The sequence below is a fragment of the Bradyrhizobium sp. SK17 genome (assembly GCF_002831585.1).
Classification (GTDB): Bacteria; Pseudomonadota; Alphaproteobacteria; order Rhizobiales; family Xanthobacteraceae; genus Bradyrhizobium.
This window is the reverse complement of the sequence record NZ_CP025113.1, coordinates 4076146-4099133: the sequence shown is the minus strand read 5'-3', so window position 1 is coordinate 4099133 and position 22988 is coordinate 4076146. Positions and strand designations below refer to the sequence as shown.

The 22988-nt window shown below is 63.9% G+C and carries 27 protein-coding genes; 11 read left to right on the top strand and 16 right to left on the bottom strand.

The window, feature by feature from the left end; translation table 11 throughout:
• Positions 1–19: 19 nt before the first annotated feature.
• Both CWS35_RS18810 and CWS35_RS18805 read right to left on the bottom strand, forming a co-directional pair.
• Entirely contained in the window at positions 20–2296 is a 2277-nt protein-coding gene (locus CWS35_RS18810; protein ID WP_100953057.1) for a polysaccharide biosynthesis tyrosine autokinase, read from the bottom strand.
• A gap of 480 nt (positions 2297–2776) precedes the next feature.
• On the bottom strand, positions 2777–3982 hold the full coding sequence (locus CWS35_RS18805) for a polysaccharide biosynthesis/export family protein (RefSeq protein ID WP_210202713.1): 1206 nt from the start codon (positions 3980–3982) through the stop codon (positions 2777–2779).
• 225 nt (positions 3983–4207) lie between these two features.
• Between CWS35_RS18805 and CWS35_RS39050 the strand changes: the two genes are divergently transcribed.
• The 5 genes from CWS35_RS39050 (at position 4208) to CWS35_RS18785 (ending at position 7641) form a co-directional block, all read left to right on the top strand.
• On the top strand, positions 4208–4501 hold the full coding sequence (locus tag CWS35_RS39050; protein WP_157817186.1) for a hypothetical protein: 294 nt from the start codon (positions 4208–4210) through the stop codon (positions 4499–4501).
• Between the two features lie 133 nt (positions 4502–4634).
• Entirely contained in the window at positions 4635–5036 is a 402-nt protein-coding gene (locus CWS35_RS18800; protein WP_024579555.1) for a hypothetical protein, read from the top strand.
• A complete protein-coding gene (locus CWS35_RS18795) occupies positions 5003–6280 on the top strand; it encodes a hypothetical protein (protein ID WP_157817185.1) in 1278 nt (425 codons plus the stop codon). The genes CWS35_RS18800 and CWS35_RS18795 overlap by 34 nt, the downstream gene beginning before the upstream one ends.
• Positions 6281–6287: 7 nt before the next feature.
• Positions 6288–7064 carry a metallophosphoesterase family protein gene (locus CWS35_RS18790; protein ID WP_024579553.1) on the top strand — a complete coding sequence of 259 codons (777 nt, stop codon included), beginning with the start codon at positions 6288–6290 and terminating at the stop codon, positions 7062–7064.
• Positions 7057–7641 (top strand): hypothetical protein, encoded by a 585-nt coding sequence (locus CWS35_RS18785; protein ID WP_100953053.1) that lies wholly within the window; start codon positions 7057–7059, stop codon positions 7639–7641. The genes CWS35_RS18790 and CWS35_RS18785 overlap by 8 nt, the downstream gene beginning before the upstream one ends.
• Before the next feature lie 162 nt (positions 7642–7803).
• Here the strand turns inward: CWS35_RS18785 and CWS35_RS18780 are convergent, their stop codons facing one another.
• Complete coding sequence (locus tag CWS35_RS18780; protein WP_100953051.1) at positions 7804–9246, bottom strand: undecaprenyl-phosphate glucose phosphotransferase; 1443 nt, start codon at positions 9244–9246, stop codon at positions 7804–7806.
• A 104-nt stretch (positions 9247–9350) separates the two neighbouring features.
• Here CWS35_RS18780 and CWS35_RS18775 point away from each other — a divergent pair, with 104 nt between their 5' ends.
• The gene (locus CWS35_RS18775) at positions 9351–9656 is read left to right on the top strand and encodes a hypothetical protein (protein ID WP_024579550.1); all 306 of its coding nucleotides are present in this window, start codon (positions 9351–9353) and stop codon (positions 9654–9656) included.
• A gap of 30 nt (positions 9657–9686) precedes the next feature.
• Here the strand turns inward: CWS35_RS18775 and CWS35_RS18770 are convergent, their stop codons facing one another.
• Positions 9687–10061 (bottom strand): helix-turn-helix domain-containing protein, encoded by a 375-nt coding sequence (locus CWS35_RS18770; RefSeq protein ID WP_024579549.1) that lies wholly within the window; start codon positions 10059–10061, stop codon positions 9687–9689.
• A gap of 653 nt (positions 10062–10714) precedes the next feature.
• Between CWS35_RS18770 and CWS35_RS18765 the strand changes: the two genes are divergently transcribed.
• On the top strand, positions 10715–10903 hold the full coding sequence (locus tag CWS35_RS18765; protein ID WP_100953049.1) for a hypothetical protein: 189 nt from the start codon (positions 10715–10717) through the stop codon (positions 10901–10903).
• Positions 10904–11064: 161 nt separating this feature from the next.
• Here CWS35_RS18765 and CWS35_RS18760 read toward each other — a convergent pair whose 3' ends face one another.
• Positions 11065–11274 (bottom strand): hypothetical protein, encoded by a 210-nt coding sequence (locus CWS35_RS18760; RefSeq protein ID WP_024579547.1) that lies wholly within the window; start codon positions 11272–11274, stop codon positions 11065–11067.
• A 28-nt stretch (positions 11275–11302) separates the two neighbouring features.
• Between CWS35_RS18760 and CWS35_RS39045 the strand changes: the two genes are divergently transcribed.
• Positions 11303–11548 (top strand): hypothetical protein, encoded by a 246-nt coding sequence (locus CWS35_RS39045; RefSeq protein WP_157817184.1) that lies wholly within the window; start codon positions 11303–11305, stop codon positions 11546–11548.
• Positions 11549–12110: 562 nt separating this feature from the next.
• Here the strand turns inward: CWS35_RS39045 and CWS35_RS18755 are convergent.
• The 7 genes from CWS35_RS18755 to CWS35_RS39040 form a co-directional block, all read right to left on the bottom strand.
• Positions 12111–12440 carry a hypothetical protein gene (locus CWS35_RS18755; RefSeq protein ID WP_245438561.1) on the bottom strand — a complete coding sequence of 110 codons (330 nt, stop codon included), beginning with the start codon at positions 12438–12440 and terminating at the stop codon, positions 12111–12113.
• Between the two features lie 38 nt (positions 12441–12478).
• Positions 12479–13504: an NAD-dependent epimerase gene (locus CWS35_RS18750; RefSeq protein ID WP_371682793.1), complete on the bottom strand. Its 1026-nt coding sequence runs from the start codon at positions 13502–13504 to the stop codon at positions 12479–12481.
• A gap of 71 nt (positions 13505–13575) precedes the next feature.
• Positions 13576–13992 (bottom strand): hypothetical protein, encoded by a 417-nt coding sequence (locus CWS35_RS18745; protein ID WP_024579544.1) that lies wholly within the window; start codon positions 13990–13992, stop codon positions 13576–13578.
• A 56-nt stretch (positions 13993–14048) separates the two neighbouring features.
• A complete protein-coding gene (locus CWS35_RS18740) occupies positions 14049–14324 on the bottom strand; it encodes a hypothetical protein (RefSeq protein WP_100953045.1) in 276 nt (91 codons plus the stop codon).
• A gap of 33 nt (positions 14325–14357) precedes the next feature.
• Positions 14358–14555 (bottom strand): hypothetical protein, encoded by a 198-nt coding sequence (locus CWS35_RS18735; protein ID WP_100953043.1) that lies wholly within the window; start codon positions 14553–14555, stop codon positions 14358–14360.
• A 163-nt stretch (positions 14556–14718) separates the two neighbouring features.
• A complete protein-coding gene (locus CWS35_RS39545) occupies positions 14719–14877 on the bottom strand; it encodes a hypothetical protein (protein ID WP_168200218.1) in 159 nt (52 codons plus the stop codon).
• Between the two features lie 430 nt (positions 14878–15307).
• Positions 15308–15478, bottom strand: coding sequence for a hypothetical protein (locus tag CWS35_RS39040; protein WP_157817183.1), 171 nt, complete (start codon positions 15476–15478; stop codon positions 15308–15310).
• A 233-nt stretch (positions 15479–15711) separates the two neighbouring features.
• On the opposite strand from CWS35_RS39040, the gene CWS35_RS18725 reads away from it, so the two are divergent.
• Both CWS35_RS18725 and CWS35_RS18720 read left to right on the top strand, forming a co-directional pair.
• Complete coding sequence (locus tag CWS35_RS18725) at positions 15712–16689, top strand: Ku protein (protein WP_100953041.1); 978 nt, start codon at positions 15712–15714, stop codon at positions 16687–16689.
• A 43-nt stretch (positions 16690–16732) separates the two neighbouring features.
• Positions 16733–16969, top strand: a complete 237-nt coding sequence (locus tag CWS35_RS18720; RefSeq protein WP_024579539.1) for a hypothetical protein — start codon at positions 16733–16735, stop codon at positions 16967–16969.
• An 18-nt stretch (positions 16970–16987) separates the two neighbouring features.
• Here CWS35_RS18720 and CWS35_RS18715 read toward each other — a convergent pair whose 3' ends face one another.
• Entirely contained in the window at positions 16988–17152 is a 165-nt protein-coding gene (locus CWS35_RS18715; protein WP_024579538.1) for a Flp family type IVb pilin, read from the bottom strand.
• Positions 17153–17271: 119 nt separating this feature from the next.
• Between CWS35_RS18715 and CWS35_RS18710 the strand changes: the two genes are divergently transcribed.
• The gene (locus CWS35_RS18710) at positions 17272–19110 is read left to right on the top strand and encodes a thiamine pyrophosphate-requiring protein (RefSeq protein WP_311538616.1); all 1839 of its coding nucleotides are present in this window, start codon (positions 17272–17274) and stop codon (positions 19108–19110) included.
• A gap of 188 nt (positions 19111–19298) precedes the next feature.
• On the opposite strand, the gene CWS35_RS18705 is transcribed toward CWS35_RS18710, so the two are convergent.
• Genes CWS35_RS18705 through CWS35_RS18695 form a run of 3 tightly spaced genes read right to left on the bottom strand, consistent with a single transcriptional unit; the run spans position 19299 to position 22987 of the window.
• Positions 19299–20543: an ABC transporter substrate-binding protein gene (locus CWS35_RS18705; RefSeq protein WP_029878839.1), complete on the bottom strand. Its 1245-nt coding sequence runs from the start codon at positions 20541–20543 to the stop codon at positions 19299–19301.
• 38 nt (positions 20544–20581) lie between these two features.
• Complete coding sequence (locus tag CWS35_RS18700; protein ID WP_024579535.1) at positions 20582–22060, bottom strand: ATP-binding cassette domain-containing protein; 1479 nt, start codon at positions 22058–22060, stop codon at positions 20582–20584.
• Complete coding sequence (locus tag CWS35_RS18695) at positions 22061–22987, bottom strand: branched-chain amino acid ABC transporter permease (RefSeq protein ID WP_024579534.1); 927 nt, start codon at positions 22985–22987, stop codon at positions 22061–22063. It lies immediately after the preceding gene.
• Position 22988: the final 1 nt, after the last annotated feature.

The following is a 22988-nucleotide window of genomic DNA, read 5'->3' as shown; positions in this document are numbered from 1 at the left end:
GGCTATCGCCTCGGGTCTCTCACTCGGTGTAGCCGTATCGCCCATAGTGCGAATTGTAATAGTAGTTCTTGCCGCCATAGCCGCTGTAGCGGCTCATCGCGGCGATATCGGCCTTGTTGAGCACGACGCCAAGCAGGTTCTCGTTGACGGCGCGGGCGCTGCGCAGCGCGCGCTCGACCACCTGGACCTGGGTCTTGCCCCACTCGACGACGAAGATGAATGAATCGACGAAATGCGCCGTGGTGCGGACGTCCACCACAGGCGTGAGCGGCGGGAAATCGACGATCACGTAGTCGTAATGGCCGCGGGCCCGGTCGATGAAATCCTTCATCTGGTCGGAGGCCAGCACGTCATGCGAATGCGCGATACGCGATCGCGTCGCTCCCGGCAGGAAGGCAAGCCCGGTCTCCGGATCGTGCCACACCGTATCGTGCAGCGTCGCGTTGTTCGACAGCACGTCCAGAATGCCGCGCTCGGCGGTCGCGGCGACCTTGCGGCTCAGCGAGGGATTGCGCAGGTCGCAATCGACCAGCAGCACGCGCGCGCCGCTTTGGGAGACCAGCTGTGCGAACACGAAGGCCAATGTCGACTTGCCTTCATTCGGCAACGCCGAGGTCAGGCCGAGGATCTTCGACGGCTTGGTGACGTTGAGGTCGGCGTTGACCTTGATCGAACGGATCGCCTCGGAGAACCGCGAGAATGGCGCATCGATCGCAGCCCACAGCACCGGCTCGGCGCCGCGCTGGATCGCGCGCGAGGCGCCTGGAAGACTGGGCCGGCCTGCTGCAACCGCGGCCTTGATCTGCCCCGGCGGCACGCGCGGAACGATGGCGATGCAATCGGTGTCGAGGATCGCCTCGACCATGTCGGCGGTACGGAACACGCGGTCATAGAGGTCGCGCAACACCCCGAGCCCGAGCCCGGCGATCAGGCCGCCGAGCATGGAGATCGCCAGCACGACCAGGGTCTGCGGATGGCTCTTGCTTAGCGGGCGCGAGGCGCGGGTGATCACCCGCGCCTCGCTGACCGGGAACGACTGCTGCTGCACATTCTCCATGTAGCGTTGCAGGAAATTGTCGTAGAGCGACCGATAGGTCTGCGCCGAGCTCTGCAACTCGCGCAGCGTGACCTGCGCCTGGTTGGTGGACTGCGACTGCGACACCGAGTCGTTGACCGCGCGCTCGATCTCGCTTTGGCGCTGCAAGGCGATCGCATAGTCGCTCTTGTAGCTCTCAGCGAGCCGCTTCAGCTCGTCCATCATCGATGACTGGATCTCGCGCATCTGGTTGCGCAGATTGACCGCAGCCAGATGGTTGTAACCATAGCGCGACGACCAGTCGGCCTCGCGGTTGGCAAGCTCGAGATATTGCGAGCGCAGCTTGGTGATGACCTGGTTGTTCAGGGTATCGGCAACCGTCGCATCCGGCGCGCCGGCCTTCACCACCGCCTCGATGCGGTCGAGCTTGGCCTTGGCATCGGCGACCTGCGATTTCACCTGGACAAGCTGCGTGTTGAGCTCGCCGAGCTGCTGTTCGTCGAGCAGCTTGCCGCTGGAGGTGACGATGTTGTTGGCCTTCTTGTAGTCGAGCACCGCGCGCTCGGCATTGGATGCCTGGGAGCGCAGCTCCTGGATGCGGTCTTGCAGCCAGACGCTGGCACGACGCGTCGCCTGATACTTGGAATCGAGCTGGTCGACGATGTAGGCGTCGGCGACGGCATTGGCGATCTGCGCGGCACGCTCGGGATCGAGCGAACGAAAGCTGATCTCGATCACATAGGTCATGCCGCGGCGACGGACGTCGAGCTGCTTCTGGAAGGTGCGGACCGCGCGACGGGTGCGGTCGAATTCGGAGAGCGGCGCGCGGCCCGCAAACAGGCCGGACACGAAATCCAGCACCGCCCCCGCGGCGCCCGTCCTGGAGCCGACGAATTCGGGATCGTCGGCGAGCTTGAGGTCCCGGATCACCGCGAGCGCCACGTTCTCCGACTTCAGTATCTCGACCTGGCTCTCGACCGCGGAGGAATCGACCGGCACGTCATTGACCGGCGATTGTTGCTGAATGGCCTGGAACTTGCGCGTGTCGATGATCATCGTGGCCAGCGCGGTATAGCTCGGCGTGGCCGTCATCAGGTAGCAGATGCCGGCGAACAAGCAGAGCCCGGCGGTCCCGAGGATGATCCAGTACTGCCGCAGCAGATAGGAGATGAAGGCGTCGAACGTTTCCGCGAGCGACGGCAGTTCGGCCGGGCGATTTCTCAGATCGAGCGACGGCGGAATCTGGTTGCGCTGAAGCATCTCGTCCTATCGCCGCGGCGGCAGGAAGGACCCTGCCCTCGCGCGCTCCAATGATCCCGGGATACGTCGCGCCACCGTCACCGAAACGCACTGCTGCAAAGGGTTCGCCATCGGCAATCGCAAGCCCGCTCAAGGAGTAACGGTTGAAATAGCTGTGGTGCCGGTGGCCGCGCCGATCGTCCGGGAGAGCCCGCACGGTGCACCGGGGGCCTGCGCCCTCGCAGCGGCGCCCGCCGCCAACATCAAGGGCAGCGCCTGACCCGGCGCAGAAAAGCCGCCGGATCGCTCGAATGTGAACACGGTTATCTCCCTGACGACGACTAACAGTTAGTTAGCATAGTCGAGGTTACCGCGCCAATTAAATAGCCTTGCGATCGCCTCCCGGGGGCACGCCCGGCCGGACCAATGTTAATCGTCGGGATCCACGGACAACGTTGGCGCACGCCGCGCCATCGCCGGCGACCCGGCGCGATGCGCCGATCATTGCAGGGCGGTCTGCGCCGGCACCGCGAACTTGATCGAGTTGCGCAGCAGCGTCGCATTGTAGGCCGCCACGATCGGGTCGTTCACCGTCGCGGTCACGAGCCGGATATGCTGCATCACCTTGGCGTCCTCGACCGACGCCGCGTTCGAGGCATAGAGCACGTCCTTGTTGCGCAGCTGGAAGCGCGTCGCCAGGAAATAGCCCGCCGGGTCGCGGAGATTGATGTTGTACACGACCGGAATGATCGGCCCGGAATATTTGCCGACGTCGATGCCAAGCCTGGCGGCGACCTCCGGCAATTCGCCGCGATAGACGAACACCGAGGCCGGGTCGGCCGCGGCATCGTTCAGGCCGCCCGCCTTGGCGACCGCTTCGGCCAGCGAGATCCGCCAGGCCTCGAAATTGAACTGGCCCTGCGCGCCCGAGGCGCCGAAGGCGACGAAGGTCTGCGGCTCGCGATAGACATAGATGGTGTCGCCAGGATGGGCGTAGATATTGCTCTTGGGCTCGTAGACCAACTGGCCGAACGGCACTGTCGTGCGCTTGCCGTCGCGCTCCAGCATCACCCAGGTGTCGAACCCCTGCCCTTTCGGGCCGCCGGCGCGCGTGATCGCGTCGAGCACACGCTCGCCCGCGGCATTGGCGGGGAAGCGGTTCGGCGTGTTGACCTCGCCGAGCACCGAGATCAGCGAGGTGCGCTGCTCGATCAGGGCGACGACGGCCTGCGGCTCGATGGCGCGGTTCTTCAGCGCATCGACGATCGAGCGTTGCACCTCGGTCGGCGTGCGGTTCTTGGCCCGGATCGCGCCGGCATAGGGCACCGAGATGTTGCCGTCGGTATCGACGTTCTGGTTCGGCAGGGTGATGTAGTTGCCCGGGCGCACGCCGGCCTCGGCCGGAATGAACAAGCCGCCAGCCGCAGCCTCGAAGATGGTAACGCTGACGACGTCGCCGATGCCGAACCGGATGTCCTTGGGCGGCGGACCCTGGATGCCGCCGGCGAGCTGTGGCGCGAACGATGCCAGCACGTTCTCGACCTGCGGCGTGATCTTGACCATTGCATAGGGCAGGCTTTCCGGGTCCTGATGTCCGGCGAGAAGGTCCGAACTGGTGGGACCGTTGGTCGGCATATAGTGGCAACCGCCGACCAATCCGGCAGCCGCAAGCAAAAACATGACCCGACTGAAATTCGAACGCGGCATCACTCTACTCCGGACGTGCCGTAACATATCGATCATCGCAGCCACAAGGTTCGGCGATATATTGTGCTATGATCGATAGTGAATGTTATAGTGGTGAGGCAATTGGGCGACACCGGCGGCGTCACGGGTGTCATACCCCGTAAGACAGCATTCCGGCTCTGATTTCGCGTGATATTCCGATTATCTCTGGATGAGATAGCTTGTGATAACCGACCCGGGGGTTCGATGACCCGCATCGCGGCACTGGCAATCGCACTGGCGACCGCGCTGTCGCTGTCTGGCGGCTCTGTCGCTTATGCCGCGGAACTCGGCGTTTCCCGGGCACCACGGGCTGTCCGCGTCGGCAATGACTGTCAGCGCCTGCAATATTGTCGTGGCGATATATGCCAATGGAGACGAGTCTGCTGGCACGGCTGCCCGGATCGCTACTCCTGCGCCCCGCTCTACGGCGCCTACGGCCCATACGGCGGCCGCGACTATTGGGCCGCCTACAGCTATGGCGACCTGCGCCCGTTCTGAGCGCTAACAAATTAGCAAATGACCACCCGCCAGACTGCGGCCGGCATTTGCACGTGACCGGTTCAAAGCGACATGCCCGGTTAACCGCAGCTTAGGGCCGCGGCCCGATAATGCCCGGGCACAGGGTTTCGTTATGTTGTTTGTTTTCCTCGGTAATTTGATCGCCGGCGGAGTTCTCGGGCTGCGCCTGCGCTGTCTCGCGCTGGTGCCCGTGGCGCTGGCGGAACTCGCGCTGCTGGCCACCACCGAAGCCTCGAGGCTGGAGACCGCGTTGCTGATGGTCGCAGCCGTCGCGGCGCTTCAGATCGGATATCTCGCGAGCACGTTCGGGCCGCTGATCTGGTCCCGCCCGCTCGCCGACGCACCGGCCGGGCGCCGCTCCGCATCGGCGCGGCAGGCCCTAGCCGCGCATGGCACACTCCCGATTTCCGTTGACCTCGCGGCGAGCCCGGGGCATCCCGCTGCCTTGCGTTCTCATCCCTCCCAGGACCCGCACCTCCCGTGTGGAACGTCACGGCTTTCATCTGCATCTTGATCGGGGCGTCAATTCCGGTTGGTTTGCTCGACGCCTCACTCGCCACCGGCCTGGTCGGCGCCGCAGCAGCGCTCGGCCTGCTGGCAAGCCTGATCACGATCCGGCCGGGTGAACTGGGCTTCCTCAAGACGGTTGCCGGCCCTGCCGTCGCGACGGCGCTCGTGCCCACGCTCTGGATCGTCCTGCAAATGCTTCCATTGCCGAGCCTGGCGCATCCGGTGTGGAAGTTCGCCGGCGAAACGCTCGGTGCGCCGCTCAGCGGCAGCATCACGATCGATACCGGCGCGAGCCTCGGCGCGCTGCTGCTCTGGCTGACACTGCTCTCGGTCATGATCGGCGCTGCCGCGGTCGCGATCGACCGCAAGCGCGCCGATATGGTGGCCCGCACCATCGCCGCGACAGCGCTGGCTGCCGCGCTGATCCTGCTGCTCTCGAGCGATCCGCTCAAAGCCTGGCTCGGAGCTGCCGCGCCGGGCGCGAAGGCAGACGGATTCCTCGTCATCGTCCTCGCGGGTATTCCGCTCGCGCTCGCCCGCGCACTCTATGGCGGTGAACGTGCCGATGGTGGCAGCTCCACGCGGCTGCGCTGGCTGCTCGCCGCGAGCACGGCGGTCTGCATCGCCAGCGCCTGCTGGTATGGGCATCGAGGTGCCGCGATCGCAGTCGCCGCCGGCATCGCCCTGGTTCTGATGACCTTCGCCGCGCGCAGGCTTCACCTGCATCGCTGGAGCAGCGCTGGCGCCGCGGCGGCGATCGCGCTGATCGCGCTGGCGACGGCGGTCGCCAACCGCCATGCCGACGTCGCGCTGGCCGTGGCCTTCGCCGACGCACCCGCCGACGTCGTGCAATCGAGCCACAATCTGCTCGCCGACCTGCCCGCGCTCGGCAGCGGCGCCGGCACCACGGCGACGCTGGCATCGACCTATATGGACTGGCAGGGTCCGACGGCGCGGCCCGTGGTGGCGACCAGCGCCGCCGCCTCGATCGCCCAGTTCGGTCCCGCCATGTTCTGGACAGGACTGGTGGTCACGATCGCGGGCATTGCCGCGTTCACCGCCGGTGCCCGCAATCGCGGTCGCGACTGGTCCTATGCCGCGGCGGCGGCAGCCGCCTTGCTGACGCTGCTGCTCGCCGCATTCACCTTGCCGGAATTGCCGGCGCTACCGGGAGTCATCGTGTTGGGAGCCGTGATCGGAACGGGTTTGGCGCAGCGGATCAGCCGGTCCCGGCTGCAAGCGGGCTAGAGCTCGGATGCGCAACCTGATCCGGCGCCTTGTCGGCAAGACTGACGACCGCGAACACGCGGGCGACCAGACGTGCATCTATGCCGTCGGCGATATCCACGGCCACGCCGAGCTGCTGCACGAGATCTGCGCCCGCATCGACGCCGACATCCGCAGCACGCGGCCGGCACGGGTGATCGAGGTGTTCCTCGGCGACTACGTCGACCGCGGGCCGGAGTCGCGCGAGGTGATCGCGATGCTCGACCAGCGCCGCCGTACGCGGAAGGTGGTCTGCCTGCTCGGCAACCACGAAGCCTGCCTGCTCGAATTCCTCGTCAATCCCGAGATGCTGGCGCGATGGCGACAGTTCGGCGGCCTGCAAACGCTGATGTCCTATGGACTGTCGCCCTCCCCCAATCCCGGCGTCGCCGAACGCAGGGCGCTCGCCAAGCAATTGATCCGTCAGATGCCACCGGCCCATCTCACGTTTTTGCGCTCGTTGCCGATCACCTACTCGCACGGCCGCTATTTCTTCGTGCATGCCGGCGTCAGGCCCGGCATCGCGCTCAAGCAACAGCGCAAGGAGGATCTGCTCTGGATCCGCGACGACTTCCTGGTGTCGGAGGATGATTTCGGCAAGATCGTGGTCCACGGCCATACGCCGGTGCAGGAGGCCGAACTGCTGCACAACCGCATCAATGTCGACACCGGCGCCTATGCGACCGGCCGCCTGACCTGCGTCAAGCTCGAGGGCCCGCGCCGAACCCTGCTGATGACCGGCTCCCCCGCGGCGCGCCATGACTGACGCGGTCGTGCAGCGCGCGCAGCGGCTGTCACCGGCATTCGTGCCGGTCGCGGTGCTGGTGGGCGCCGTGACGCTGGCCTTGTCGGCATGGTGGCTCGCTGCGGATGGGTTGCGTACCCGACCGGCGCGCGCGGCAGGCATCGGCGTCGTCAGGAGCGAGCTGTGGCTGCGCGACGGCTGGAGCGAATTGCCGGCCTCGCCCGAGGCCGCCGAAGCCGCTTTCACGCGCGCGCTTCGCCTCTCGCCGATGGACGCCGGCGCCTGGTTCGGCCTCGCCTCGGCGACCGGACGGTTCGACTGGCTGAATCCGACCGCGTCGCGGGCGCTGAAGATGTCCTACTACACCGGCTTCAACCGCAGCGACCTGATCGCGCCGCGCCTGATCCTGCTGGCGCAGGTCGACACGGCGCGTGACGTGGAGCTCGTCGATCTGCTGCGCCGGCAGATTCGCCTGATCCTCAGCCGCGCGCCGGAGCTGAAGGGCGCGATCGGCCAGGCCTATCGCGTGGCTGGCGACGCCAACCGGCACATCATCGAGCAGGAATTCAAGGACGCCGGCCAGGACATTCCGCACTAGAGCCTTTCCCGTTTCGATGGAATCGGAACGGAGCTTCAGGTTTCTTGTCTTGACGCGTTTTCTTCACGCGAACCGGTATCCACTTCGCTCGACAACGCTCGAAAGCTCGGTCCGGAAAACTGCGAGCCGGCTTCCTCCAGCGCGTCGGCGCGCGAGCGCGGTTCAGCTATCCGTGTGACGCAGCACCTCGCCGACCGTGCGCAACAGGATGCGCAGGTCCAGCATGAAGCTCCAGCTCTTGATGTAGGCGAGGTCGTGTGCGACCCGCAGCTCCATGTCCTCGATCGCCGGCGTCGCGCCGCGCAGTCCGTGCACCTGCGCAAGACCGGTGATGCCCGGCTTGACGTGCTGGCGCTGCGCATAGCTCGCGATCAGCTTCGAATATTTGTCGTCATGCGCCAGCGCGTGCGGTCGCGGTCCGACCAGCGACATGTCGCCGCGCAACACGTTCACGAGCTGCGGCAACTCGTCGATGCTGCGGCGGCGCAACGTCGCGCCGATCCCGGTGAGCCGCGGATCGTTCGCGCAGGCCTGCACGATCACATCGCCATCCTCGAGCACATGCATCGAGCGGAACTTGAGGATGTGGAATGGCCTGCCGTCGAATCCGTTGCGGCGCTGCCGGAACAGGACCGGTCCCCTGGAGTCGAGCTTGATCGCGATCGCGGTTCCGATCAGGAGCGGCGTGAACAGCAGCAACAGGCCGGCAGCCGCCACGACGTCGAACAGCCGCTTGCCGGCGCGCTCGAGCGAGGTCAGCGGCGAGCGCTGCATTTCCAGCGTCGGGATCGGGCCGGTCGCCACCATCCGCAGCGCCAGGAATCGTTCCGCGGTCCGATCCGGCAGCAGCCGCACCGGCAGCGGTGACGCCCGCAGCTGATCGGATACGGCCTGGATGCGCGGCTCCTGCTGCCAGGGCATGGCCAGCACGATCTCGTCGGCGGCGCATTCCCGCGCCGCGCGAATGGCTGACGCCACCGCCGCCCGGTCGTCCTGATCGCCGGACAGTTCGGCGAGCTGAACTCGCCGGATCTCGCTGAGACCGAAATCGCGCAGCAGGCTCGACAGCCGCACCCGTGACAATTCGTCCGCCGTCCCGACCACGACCGCGCGGCGGGCGGCCAGCATGCCGCGGTCGATCGCGCGTTGCAGCGGCGCCTGTAGCAGCATCCGTCCGGTCACCAGGCCAACGCCGCCGATCAGGCCGAACGACATCACCGACCCGCGCGAGACGCCGGCGCCCACTTTCAGCAGGAAGATGATCAGGGTCATCAGCAGGACGACCAGCAGCCATCCGCCGAGCAGGCTGCTCCAGCGCCGGTCGAGGCCGGCCAGCACCTGCGCGTTGTAGAGCCCCTGGGACTTGGCCACGAACATGAACAGGATCGCCGCCAGGACCCCGATCCCTAGAAAACCCTCGAAGCTGTTGCTATAGACTGTGTGATAGTAGAACAAATGATAGGCCGCACCGCCAACGATGCTGGACAACACGACGACGATCATCTCGACGGCGACGGCAAATCCTTCAAGGGAGGCAAAAGCGAACGGGAAGGCGCCGAAATGAGCCGGTGCCTTCGCCAGTTGAGCATCCGAAAGGTCGGCCATCAGGAATTAACATTAGTGTTAACAATTCACATGTCTATTATCAGGCAGGTCGCCGGCTCGCAAGGCCCGGGAATGTCGCGTAACGAGCATCCGAGGGCGCGCCCATGAGTTCATCGGCTGGCGAAACCGAGGCCGCGCTGGTGGCCCTCCTTCACCTGATCCGCCTGATGGGGGCCGAGCTGGTCGCAGGCAAGCATCGCGACGATGTCGAGATGCTGGTCAAGGCAGCTGAGACAAAGCTGCGCGCCGCCCGCTTCCCGGCTGACATGCCGAATCAGGACATCGTCAAAGGCCTGGACCTCGCCCAGGACAGGCTCCGGCCGATCTTCGAGGATCTGCGCGCGAGGTCGGAAAAGGCGCATCTGAGCGACCAGCTGCTGCTGGCTCCCCGGCCTTCACGAATCCACTAACAGGATAGCCCTCAACAGGACCCGCTGCGGTCAGCTCTGCACTTCGCCGCGGCGGGGCAAGCCGTTGCCGTTGCCGGACCGGAGCGCGAGCTTCTCCTCGATCTTCATCTTCTCGAGCAGCAGGTCAGTTACGATCCGTCGCAGCCGTTCATTTTCCAGCCGCAATTCGTCAATACGGTTTCGGTTAGGGGGGCCCCCATCGCGACCATCGGTGTGAGCGGCGAATTCGGTAACGCTACCATTCGCCTGGTGACCGCGCGCGGCCTCCTGCTTGCGCCAGCGGTGAAATGTCATCACGCTGACGCCCAGCACCTTGCACGCTTGGGCCTGTGATTGCCCCCGCGCCATCAGTTCCTCGGCCTGCTTGACCTTGGAAGTTATTTCCTCAGTAGAATGACGCCTCATTGGTCATCTCATTGCCCCCTAGATTAGCAATAATCGCATGGCCTATAAGCTATGTAAATGCAACAGAAAATTCAAATTGAAGGTTTCCCGGGGGCATTGCGGGGCCTCGAACTTGCCGTCGGCAGCGACATAGTGTGCGAAGAAACAGCGTAGCTGCAAGGTAGTTACCGAACGACGTGAGCGATAATTCCCGCGCAGAACGCCTCTGATAGGAAAAGTTATACGACCAACTGCGTATGAGAAGTTGATCAGCGCAACTGGCGCACCCCTTGCATGAGCACATGACAGTATCCAATCGGTCCTCTGACGGATTGCGAGTGCGCCATGCCTTCATACGATATCGACGCGGCAAGCCCACCAAAAGTTTCACAAAATTCTAACAAATTAATCGCGCGACCTTCGGATCCGACGGCTTGCAGGCGCCGCTGCGCAGCGGTAGGTACATGGATGTTACATGCAGCGAGACCCTCAACATATTTGAGGATCATTCTCGCAAAACCTAACGTACGTAGCTCGTCCACCAAATTATCGATTAGGCGCTTTCCCACCGATCGCCATCAGGCGGAGCCACAACCGCCCGACTCCAGAACCAGGTCCGCGCCGACACGTGTCGGAGCCGGTCCCGGATCAACACTTTTGCGAGGATCGTAGCCATGGCGCGTCTCAAGGTTTTCGAAGGGAACCAAACCGCTTCCAGCGAGGCGACCGACGCCTTGGAACGCCTCGTCGCGGAGAATTTCGAATTGCGACACACCGCCATCGAGCTGGTCTTGCAGACCCGGATCCTGCGCGAGCGCCTGTGCGAGGCCGTGACGCACAAGCCTGTGCGGCACGAGCACTGACCGGCTCTCCCCTCAAGCGCCGATCCGGCCGGAAGCTCATCAGGCGGTGACGCCCTGATGAATCCGGCCAATTCACTATTCAATCTTAAATTGAGTTTTCTACACCTCGATCACGCTCGCCATTCCGACGCGACGTGACGCGATTGCCCGGGCGACGAATGTCAGCGATGAAGCCGGCGCAACGCGACGCGCGGGCTGGTCTGCTCACGGGACGCACTGAACGAGCGTGACGCAACCGGGCGCTCGTGTATCTCACGCAGCTCAGCGATGTCCAGCATCAGCGCAACGACCTCGTTGCGCAGCGATTGATTGGTCGCGAGCAACGCCTCTTCGATCGGCTGATGCAAATGTTGAATCTTGTGCTGCTTCATGGCGCGCCCTCGCTCTGCAGTTAACGGTATGAGCGATGTGATTGAAGTTTCGATGACAGAGACGGATCACGCACATGGAAAGGAAATAATGGGGCAGGTTTGCGACCAACACGGCTCCGACAAAAAATTTCCCGATCAGGTTCCACAACCTGATCGCGAAACATTGAATCGATGGCTGTATTGTGTCGTCGCGACCGGAGAAAGCGGCGACGATGCGACACGCGGCAAGGATGAGCGCTGCCGGACTGGTCACGAGACGCGACCAAGAGCATGAAATCATTCGGCGATCGTTGATCCCGCCATCGTCATCGAAGCCGTCCGCAGCATCTGCCGGTCATCGCAATGTCGACACGTCGATGGCATGCGCTTTGACGGCGCGTCCGAGGACCGAACCAGATATTCCACCAAACGCAGCGTGCAGACACAAAATCTGCTGCGGGCAGTCAATCGGTCGCGCCCGTGCATAACAGGTTGAACCGAGCGGCATGGATGAGGCGACACACATGGTCTGCAGCACTGATCGGAAATATTTCGAACCGTTACAGATAGCGAAACAGCGCCGGATCCGATCGATTCTGATTGATAGGACGACGCGGAGAAATGTTTCAACGCTGCGCGTCCGATCCTGGACGATGTTATCGCCGCGATCGGGGCCAAACCCGACAATGTTATTCTAGTTCACAACGCGCGTCGCCGAAACGACCCGGCCTCGGCCGACGGACCGAAGCCTTCGCGCCTCGTTCTCGATCTCAATGCCCTGCTCTTGCATCGTGACGGATACTGGCGCTGTGCCGCCATAAGCATCTCTAATTCGGATCGTGCGTCGCGATCGCGCGCTATTTCACTTTGGTGGACGTGTCGTCGTCGACCTTGCCACCATTGGCGAGACACCTGTTGAAGTAGTCGCGCTGGTCCTTTGCGTTGCCGATCGCGCTGCCCGACGCCGGATTGCCTTTCTGTCGCGGCGGAAATGCCTTCGCGACCAGGGCGTCGCAGGCGCGCGCCGCCTGGGCGCTGATCGCGTGCGCCGGCGCGATGGCAATGCCGACGAGGATCATGGTTGCAGCGGCAGCAAAACCATCGATAACTCTCATTGCGCGCCTCCGTTCCGCAACCGACGCAGATTTTCTCGCGGCGATTTTCCCGGCGAGATCATCTTTGAACAAGAAGATGAGATCGTGACGCGCCGACTGCCGCCGAGGCGCTATATCCGGTCGACGTCGTGGTAGGCCCGATACCAGGCGACGAATTTGGCAATACCGTCCTCGATCCGCGTCTGCGGCCGAAAACCGATTTCGCGCTCCAGATCGGAGACATCGGCCGACGTCTCCGGAACATCCCCAGGTTGCATCGGCAGCAACTGCTTTTCGGCCTTCCGGCCGAAGCCCTGTTCGAGCAGCGCCACCACATGCATCAGTTCTTCCGGCCTGCTGTTGCCGATATTGTAGACCCGCCAGGGCGCCTTGCTCGACCCGGGATCGGGATGAGTTCCGGACCAGTTGCCGTCCCCCGCGGGCGCGCGGCCGATCAGCCGCACCATCGCCTCGACCACGTCATCGACGTACGTGAAATCGCGCCGCATGTTGCCGTTGTTGAACAGCTGGATCGGCTTGCCCTTGGTGATCGCGTCGGCGAACGCATAGAGCGCCATATCCGGCCGGTACCAGGTCCCATACACGGTAAAGAAGCGCAGCCCGGTCGTCGGGATGCGATAGAGGTGGCTGTAGGAATGCGCGAGCAGCTCGTTGGCCTTCTTGGTCGCGGCGTACAGGCTGACCGGATGGTCGACATTGTCGTGGATCGAAAACGGCAACTTTGTATTGGCGCCGTAGACCGACGATGAGGACGCAAACAACAGGTGTCGGCACCCGGTATGGCGGCAACCTTCGAGGATGTTGAGGAAGCCCTCCAGATTGGACTCCGCATAGGCATGCGGGTTCTGCAGGGAATAGCGCACCCCGGCCTGCGCAGCGAGATGCACCACGACCTCGAAGCGATAACGCTCGAACAGCGCCTTCATGCCGGCGCGATCGGCGAGATTGAGTTCCAGAAATGTGAAGCCGCGGTGCTGCTTGAGCAGATCGAGGCGCGCGCGCTTCAGCGCCGGGTCATAGTAATCGTTGAGATTGTCGATGCCGATCACCGGCTGCCCTGCCCGCAGCAGCTGCTCCGTCAGGTGAAAACCGATAAAGCCGGCGCAGCCCGTGACGAGTAGGTTGCCTGCGATCACCACGTCCTGCCCGTACCTTTCGCCGTTCGCCGGGAGCCACTGCGGCCTATGCGTTCCCGCCGCAAGGCGCGTCAGTTGCCGGCCGCCGGAGCTTTGTAGTCCGGGAAACGGCTCAGCACCGCGGCTTTCATGAACTTGAAGTGCGCGATCTCGGTCGCCAATTCCTTCAGCCGACGCTGGCCGTTGGATATTTCGGCGTCAAACAGGTCTTGATGATAGTTGTCAAGCGCCTCGCGTTCCAGATATTCGTCGGTGCCGTTGCCGAGCGTCACCGCGGCACGCGCCAGCACATCATCGACCCGGCGGCCGAGGCCGGATTGCTCGCTTTCGGCGGCCTGCAACGCGGCTTCGATCGCCGCCATGATCGATCCGATCCGGGCACGATCGGTCTCGGCGTCCCGCTCGGCCGAGCGCGCCTTGAAACCTTCCCCGCCGCGCCGCGACCTGATCAGGTCATGCGCGCGAGCCCGCAAAAACAGCTGAAACATCGGTCAGGATCCGGTCCGGGCCCAATCAGGCAGTATCGGTCGAAAATCGCCCGGTCTTAGTTAAAAAACGGTGAATTGCCCTGTTCCCCGGCCCTCAGATCGGCCTTCCATTTGATCCAGGCCTTGTCGTGCTTATCGTAGAGCTCGAGCCATCGCCCCTCGACTGGCGTCACCGGCCCGACGCCCGGCTCGTCCCGGCCGTGCAACGTCGGAAGGGAAGTGTCGAGATCCTCGAACTCCGAGGTCTCTTCGAGCGTAAGGCCGACCAGTACCCGCCGACCACTGACATCGGCGACATAGCGCCTTGGCGACTGCCCTCTGAGATCACGCATGCTGTCCAAGTTCCCTCGCCTGCGTCCCTCGAACTAGAAGGCGCGGCGCACATGGCCGAACGCGCTGACCGGCCGTTCCCGTCTGGACGAATTGGCCGGCGGCGGCGCCACGTGGGGCGCGTAGACCCGATGGCGCGCCCGGCGCTGATGCGATCGCCAGGAGCGCGCGGCGAAACCGGCGAAGAAGCCTGCGACGAACGTCGCCGCGAGAATCAGAACGGGAGTAAGCATCACGATTGCCCATGTTAGTCTGAATGTTATTAACATTCAGAGTTGTGACAACATCATGATGGAGGGCGCCGAAACAATGTTCAGCCGCTGGAATCTTTGTGCAATCGAACGGCGCAGCAATGATCAGCGCCAATACCGGCAGTTTCCCGCGCGGCGGCGCGCCTCAGGAAAACCACCACAGCATGAATTTCAGGAACATCGAGCTGAGAAGATAGATCCACCCTGCCATCGCCAGCACCGTCAGCCCGACGAAGACGCCTGAAGCGCTTTTCTCCCTGAGGCGAGCCAACAGCGACGTTTTTTCTTCTTGCCGATAGAACATCTCAAGCTCAAAGCAGATCTGATTCAAATCAGCTAGCAATCAATTTCGATGATCTCGTGACGCGGCGCGAGGCGGCCCTTCGCCCCTGCACATCACAGATCTTGCGAGGTCTCGAACCGCGCCGTCGCTCGGAAAGCTTTCCGCGAATGCTCGGGAAAACTTGACGCGGCCATCATCAGGATCTGACTTCCGGGATTGCAGCGATCCATGCGCTGGAATGTCCGAAGGCACGATCTTCCGGATCGACGATGGCGGCACAAGGCGCCGCGCGGCAATACTGCAACCGTGATCGACCGCACGCATCATTATTGCGTCGGGATGTCTCGCGGACGGGCTTCAGGCGGCTGGCCGATGTGTCGGATGCGGTCCGTTGCGCGGCACCTCGGTTAACATTGGGGGCCTTCTCGCGCGGCGATCAACGATATTGGCATCAGACGCGGAAAAACGCGAACCAGATGACACCCAGGATCAGGAACGCGAGCCCCGTCGAGGCTGTCAGCAGCGCGAGAACCGAAGGTCCCGGCTCGGCCTGGCGCGCCTCGGTCGGGGTTTCAATGATCTGACCGTGTCGTTCCGTTGCCATAGCGACCTCTTTGCTCAAGTGCCTGTAATTCCGGCGATTGCTGCTCCTCTTCGCGGAGGGCCAACGCATGATCCGGAGCGATGTTCCGAGCCGGTTGACCCGTCCGCCCCGCGCTCCCATCGCGCCAAACCGGCGCAAGGCGAGGCTACGGTTAACGCCGTTGCCAAATTCACCAGGCCGCGTTGTTTCAAACTGGGGTTCCCGGTGTTATCCTTGACCGTTCCGTCGGTTGCGTAATCGGAGTTTTCCCTATGGCCCCCCGCGCCAACTGGAAGGGCTTTTTGCGCCTTTCGCTCGTGACCTGCCCGGTTGCCCTGTACCCGGCGACATCGGATACCGAAAAGGTCTCCTTCAACCAGATCAACCGCAAGACCGGGCACCGCATCAAATACGCCAAGGTCGACGCGGAGACCGGCGAGGAAGTGTCTGCCGACGACATCATGAAGGGCTACAAGGTCGACACCGACACCTATATCGAGGTCACCAAGGAAGAGCTCGACGACATCGCGCTGGATTCGACCCGCACCATCGAGATCGACGAATTCGTGCCGCGCAGCGAGATCGACAGCCGCTATCTGATCCGCCCCTATTATCTCGTGCCCGACGGCAAGGTCGGCCACGACGCCTTCGCGGTGATCCGCGAGACCATCCGCAGCATGGACAAGGTCGCGATCGGCCGCGTGGTGCTGACCAACCGCGAGCACATCATCGCGCTCGAGCCGCTCGACAACGGCTTGATGGGCACGCTGCTGCGCTACCCCTACGAGGTGCGCAGCGAGAAGGAATATTTCGACGACATCCAGGACGTGAAGATCACCAAGGATATGCTCGATCTCGCCAAGCACATCGTCGAGCAGAAGTCCGCCGAGTTCGATCCGGAGGAGTTCGAGGATCGCTACGAGCAGGCGTTGATCGACCTGATCAACCAGAAGCGCAACGGCATCAAGATCGCGAAGCCCGCGGCGAAGGCCAGCGGCAACGTCATCAACCTGATGGATGCTCTGAAGAAGAGCCTCGCCAACGAGAAGCAGGCCGCGCCTGCCAAGGCCGAAGCGAAGGTGGCGAAAGGCAAGAAGCCGAAGAAGCGCATCGAGGGTCAGCGCGAGATGCTGCTGCCGATCTCGGGCAGCGGCAAGCGCGAGCCCAAGGAAGTCGCCAAGCCCGAGCCGAAGAAGGCCGAGAAGCCCGCCCGCGCGCAGGGCAGCGCGGCTCGCAAGAAGGCCGGCTGACCCGACAAGCGGCACGCGATGATTCCGATCCTCGGTTGCCGAGATGCCCTGGTCGACGCCGTTTGATGAACCGATCGCGCTGCATCGCGGCGGCACGCTGCTGACATTGCAGCAGGCTGCCGACTACATCATGAAGCTATCGGAAGATGCCCAGCAGGAGCCGCGCTGGCAGATCGCGGTCGAGCATCTGATCAACGCTGCTGAACGCGGCGCAGGCTGGCTGATGTTCGCGCGCATCGCGATGCTGCGCGCGTTGAACGGAGATGACGCAGGCGACTGAGTTGGTGTCCGACGGCGTTTACTTGAATGCGGAACTGACGGCGTTGAACTGGCCGCTGACGCTGGTGCCGATGCCCCTGACACCCGCGACGATCACGATGCTGATGCCGCCGGCGATGATGGCGTATTCGATGGCCGTCGCCCCGACCTCATCACGCAGAAATCTTGCCAGCAACGCGCGCATGAAAAAGCTCCTGTCCGGCGCTCGCGGTTTGGTGTCCTGCGCCGTAGCAATATGCCAGTCAAACTAGGCCTCATTGGTTGACGGCCCATTGATGGAAAGGATGAACGAACGCTTAAAGGTTGCGCACAATTTTCCTGCCAGTTTTGCCGGCGTGGTTGCGCCGCGCAGCGGCGGGCGACGCCGCGATTGGGCGTAAACGCATATCAGGACTACCTGATCCGGCCGCGGCGCCGCTTTACCGTGGCGGCGGAATCCTGTTCCTTTATCGGACAGGCGACAACGAGGCCGGAACGAACCGGCCGCATCCAGAGGGAGTGACCGTCATGAAGCTCGGCACCGCGATCGCGGAAATCATGAAGCGCGAGGGGATCGAGATCCTCACGGGCTATCCGGTCAACCACCTGATCGAGTACGCTGCCGCGGCCGACATCCGCCCGGTGATGGTGCGCCAGGAGCGCATCGGCGTGCACATGGCCGACGCGATCTCCCGCATCACCTCGGGCGAGAAGATCGGCGCATTCTGCATGCAGCACGGCCCAGGCGCCGAAAACGCCATGGGCGGCGTCGCGCAATGCTATGGCGAATCCGTCCCCGTCCTGGTGCTGCCGATGGGCTATGCACGCCGGCTCGCCAATATCGACCCGAACTTCAACTCCAGCCAGGCGATGAAGGCGTTCTCGAAGTCCTCGGAGCCGATCAACATCGCAGCCGAGGTCTGCAACATCTTCCGCCGCGCCTTCACCAGACTGAAGAACGGCCGCGGCGGACCTGTCATCGTCGAAATCCCCGCCGACATGTGGAACGAGGACGTGCCGGAGCCGCTGAACTACACGCCGGTGCTGCGCACACGTTACGGCGCCGACCCCGTCCACATCAAGGAAGCCGCCGCCCTGCTCGTCAACGCCAAGCGACCGGTGATTTATGCGGGCCAGGGCGTGCATTACGCAAAAGCCTGGCCGCAGCTGAAGCGCCTCGCCGAGCGGCTCGCAATCCCGGTCACCACGAGCCTTGGCGGCAAATCGTCCTTCCCGGAGACGCATCCGCTATCGCTCGGCTCCGGCGGCCTCGCGGTGCCGCGCGCGGTGCCGAAATTCCTCGCCGAGGCCGACGTGATCTTCGGCATCGGCTGCTCCTTCACCGAGACTTCGTTCGGCATCGCGATGCCGAAGGGCAAGACCATCATCCATTCGACGCTGGACCCGAACCACATCAACAAGGATGTCGAGGCCAGGGTCGGGCTGGTCGGCGACGCCGGCCTGGTGCTCGACGCGCTGCTCGAGGAGATCGGCAAAACGGTGACTGCGGACCGCAGTGCCAGCGCGGTCGCCGAGGAGATCGCCGCCTCGCACAAGGAGTGGCTCGCCAAATGGATGCCGAAGCTGACCCACAACGACGCGCCGCTCAATCCCTACCGCGTGCTGTGGGACTTGCAGCACACCGTCGACATCCACAACACCATCATCACCCACGACGCCGGCAGCCCGCGCGACCAGCTGTCGCCGTTCTGGAAGTCGGTCGAGCCGCTGTCCTATATCGGCTGGGGCAAGACCACCCAGCTCGGCTATGGCCTTGGGCTGGCGATGGGCGCCAAGCTGGCAAAACCCGACAAGCTCTGCATCAACGTCTGGGGTGATGCCGCGATCGGCTTCACGGGAATGGATTTCGAGACCGCGGTGCGCGAGCGGATTCCGATCATGTCGATCCTGCTCAACAATTTCTCGATGGCGATCGAACTGAAGGTGATGCCGATCTCGACCGAGAAGTATCGCTCGACCGACATCTCCGGCGACTACGCCGCGATGGCGCGGGCCTTCGGCGGCTATGGCGAGCGGGTGACCAAGCCCGAGGACATCATCCCCGCGATCAAGCGCGGCATCCAGAAGACCAAAGAGGGCGTGCCGGTGCTGCTGGAGTTCATCACCAGCAAGGAGACCGAGGTGTCGCGGCCGGGGACGTGAGACTAGCCCGCGTCCGCATCGGCGCTGCGCCCCCTCGCCCCGTTCTTACGGGGAGAGGGTTGGGGTGAGGGGCTCTCACCGCGCATTCGCCGGCAGTAGCGTTCGCGGAGCCTCCCTCTCACCCGGAACGCATCTAACGATGCGTTCCGGCCTCTCCCCGCGTGCGGGGAGAGGCGAAGAAGAGCGGCTTACTGCGACAGCTTCACAAAGTCAGGAAACTTCAGCTTGCCTTCCGCGATCGCCTTTGGCCAGACCGTGATCTGCTTGCCGTTCTGCCACTGGAACACGAGACCGGTGACGGTGCCCGGGCCGGACTTGATGCCGTGGGTGAACTCGTCGTTCTTGCCGTAGAACTGGATCTTGCCGATGGTGCCCTCGAAGTCGGTCTTCTCGAGCTCGGCCACCATCTTGTCCGGATCGGTCGAGCCGGCGCGCTGGATCGCTTCCGCGATGATGTAGACCTCGTCATAGGCGGTGTAGCCGGTGTAGGCCGGCTCGACGTTAAACTTCGCCTTGAACGCTGCCGCGAACGGCTTGGTCTTCGGGGTCACCGCGACATTCGGCGTCGCCACCGCAAGCGAGGGCACGCCTTCAGCGGCACCGTTGGTGTCGCCCCAGAACGACGGGCTCAGCGCCTGCGCGCTGATGCCGAACATCGGGATCGGCACCTGCTGGTTCTTCCACTGCACGGTCGGCTGCACGCCGACATGGGAGATGCCGGTGACGATCACGTCGGGCTTGGCGGCTTCCATCTTGTTGAAGATCGGCGTGAAGTCGGTGGTGTCCGGCGAGAAGCGGATGTGCTCAACCACCTTCAGGCCGGCCTTGGGCAGGCAGGCCTCATAGCCGGCGTCGAGCGGCTTGGTCCAGGCCGCGTCCTCGCTCATGATCGCCGCCGACTTGAACTTGAGGTTGTCGACGAGCAGCTCCTTGGCAGCGTCGCAGACGATCTGGGCCTGCGCGGCCGAGGTCAGGTAGCCATGGAAGGTGTACTTGTTCTTCTCATAGTCGTTGTGAACCGCCTTGGTGATCTCGTTCGAGGCGGCGCCGGGCGTGATCAGCGGCATCTTCAGGCGCGAGGCCCACGGCTCCAGCGCCAGCACGACCTCGCTGATATAGCTCGCGATCACGGCCGAGACCTTGTCCTCGCTGACCGCGCGCTGGAACGCGCGCACTGAATCGGCCGACGAGCTCTTGTTGTCGTAGGTGACGATCTCGATCTTGCGGCCCATCACGCCGCCCTTGGCGTTGATCTCGTCGGCCGCGATCTGCGCGCCGCCCGGGGTGGCCGCGCCCGCGATCGACTGCACCTCGGCGATCACGCCGATCTTGATCGGGTCCTTGGACTGCGCATAGGCCGGCGCCGCGAGGCAGAGCCCGAGCGCAGTGGCCAACAGGCTCGCGCGGGCGGCGGTTGAGTATCCTGACATCATCATCTCCCTTTGCTTTGTTATTTTTCAATCGTCGAACGTCAGAGAAAGTCCTTGCCGGCCTCCGCGGCGAACCGGCCAGGATCGCCTTCCCAGACGATCCGTGCGTGCTCCAAGACATAGACGCGGTCGGCATGCGGAAGCGCGAAGGTCACGTTCTGCTCGCCGAGCAGCACCGTGATCTTGGTGGTCTGGCGCAGCTTCTCCAGCGCCTTCGACAACAATTCGAGGATAACCGGCGCCAACCCGAGCGTCGGCTCGTCCAGGATCAGTATCTGCGGCTGCATCATCAGTGCGCGGCCGATCGCCAGCATCTGCTGCTCGCCGCCGGACAGCGTCTGCGCCATCTGGCCCTGCCGCTCCTTCAGGATCGGGAACAGCTCGAACAGCCAGGCGAGCTGCTTGGCCCGCGCCGCATCGTCGAGATGCTGGCCGCCGAGGTCGAGATTTTCCCGCACCGTCATCTCGCCGAACAATTCGCGCGATTCCGGACATTGCACCAGGCCGGAGCGGGCAATCTTCGCGGGCCCCGTGCCGCGCAGCTTCTCGCCGCCGCGCAGGATCTCGCCGGTGTAGGGCAGGAAGCCGGAGATGGTGTTGAACAGCGTGGTCTTGCCGGCGCCGTTCAGCCCGACGACCGAAACGAACTCGCCCTCGTGGACGTGGATCGAGACGTTCTCGAGCGCCTGCGCCTTGCCATAATACACGCTGACATTCTCGACTTGCAGCAGCGGCACCTTGTCCTTGAACGAGGTCTCAGGCCGCGCATGGGTCTCGATCGCTCCGCCGAGGTAGACCCGCCGCACGGTCTCGTTCTTCATCACGTCCTCGGCGCGGCCGGTCGTGATCTCCTCGCCGAGATACATCGCGAGCACGCGGTCGACCAGGGCTGCGACGCTCTTGACGTTGTGGTCGACCAGCATCACCGCGCGGCCCTCATCGCGGAAGCTGCGGATCAGCTGCGAGAAGGTACCGACCTCGGCGCTGGTGAGGCCCGCGAACGGCTCGTCGACCAGCACGACTTTTGGATCACGCGCGATCGCCTTGGCGAGCTCGAGCCGGCGCAGGTCGGCGAATGGCAGCGTCGGTGGGCGTCGGTCCATCACCGCGCCGAGCCCGACGCGATCGGCGATCCATTTGGCGCGCTCGGTCAGCGCCTTGTCGGGAAACAGCATGAACAGGCTGTCGGGCAGCAGCGCGACCATGATGTTCTCCAGCACGGTCTGCCGGTTCAGCGGCCGCGAATGCTGGAACACCATGCCGAAGCCCTTGCGCGCGATCTTGTGCGCGGGCAGGCCGGCGACATTCTCGCCCTCGAACAGCACCTCGCCGGCGGTCGGGCGCTCGATGCCCATCACGCTCTTCATCGCGGTCGACTTGCCCGAGCCGTTGGGCCCGATCAGGCCGAGGATCTCGCCGGGATGCAGCTCGAAGCTCAGGTTCTTCACCGCGGTCAGGCCGCCGAATCTCTTGGTCAATCCGCGGACGGTGAGCGTTGCAGTGGTCACGGTCTGATCCATTTAGGAGCGCGCCTCGCGTGACAGGGCCGCTCCGAGGAAACCGCCGGGGAAGAACAGCACGACGAGCAGCGCCACCGCCGAGACGATGAAGGTCGCAAGCTCGCCGGTCGGGCGCAGGAATTCGCCGGCCACGATCAGGAAGATGGCGCCGAGCGCCGCGCCCAGCACCGTGCGCCGGCCGCCGAGCACGGCGGAGACGATGACGTTGACGCCGACCGCGACGTCGACCACGGTGCCGACCGAGGCGGTGCCGAAGTAGAACACCAGCAGCGCGCCCGACAATCCGGAGAAGAACGCGCTGACGATGAAGGCCGCGAGCTTGTGCTTGACGATGTTGAAGCCGAGCGCGCCGGCCTGCACCGGGTCCTGTCCGCTCGCTTGCAGCACGAGACCGACCGGCGATTGCGACAGCCCGTACAGGATCGCGGCGCTGATGGTCATGAAGCCGAGCGCGATCCAGTAATTGGCGCCGGCATTGATGGTGATGACGTCAGGGATGGTGAGCCCGATCTCGCCGCCGGTGAGGTCGGCAAACACCACGATGAAATTCTGCAGCATCAGCACCGCGACCAGCGTGGTGAGGCCGAAATACGGCCCCCTCACCCGCAGCGCCGGTAGCGCCAACACGAAACCCGCGACAACGGAGGCCAGCGCGCCGAGCAGGATGCATAGATAGACCGACCAACCGAACTGGGCGTTGAGGATGCCGGCGGTATAGGCGCCGGTGCCGATCAGGAAAGTCGGGCCGAAATTGACCTCGCCGGCGAAGCCGAACAGCAGGTCCCAGGCCATCGCGAACACGCCGAAATAGAACGCGACGGTGAGCAGACCGAGGATATAGCCCGAGACGTAGAACGGCAGCGTCGCGGCGACCACGACGCAGACCAGCGAAATGAAGAACAGGCGCGAGGTGAAGAACTTGGCCATC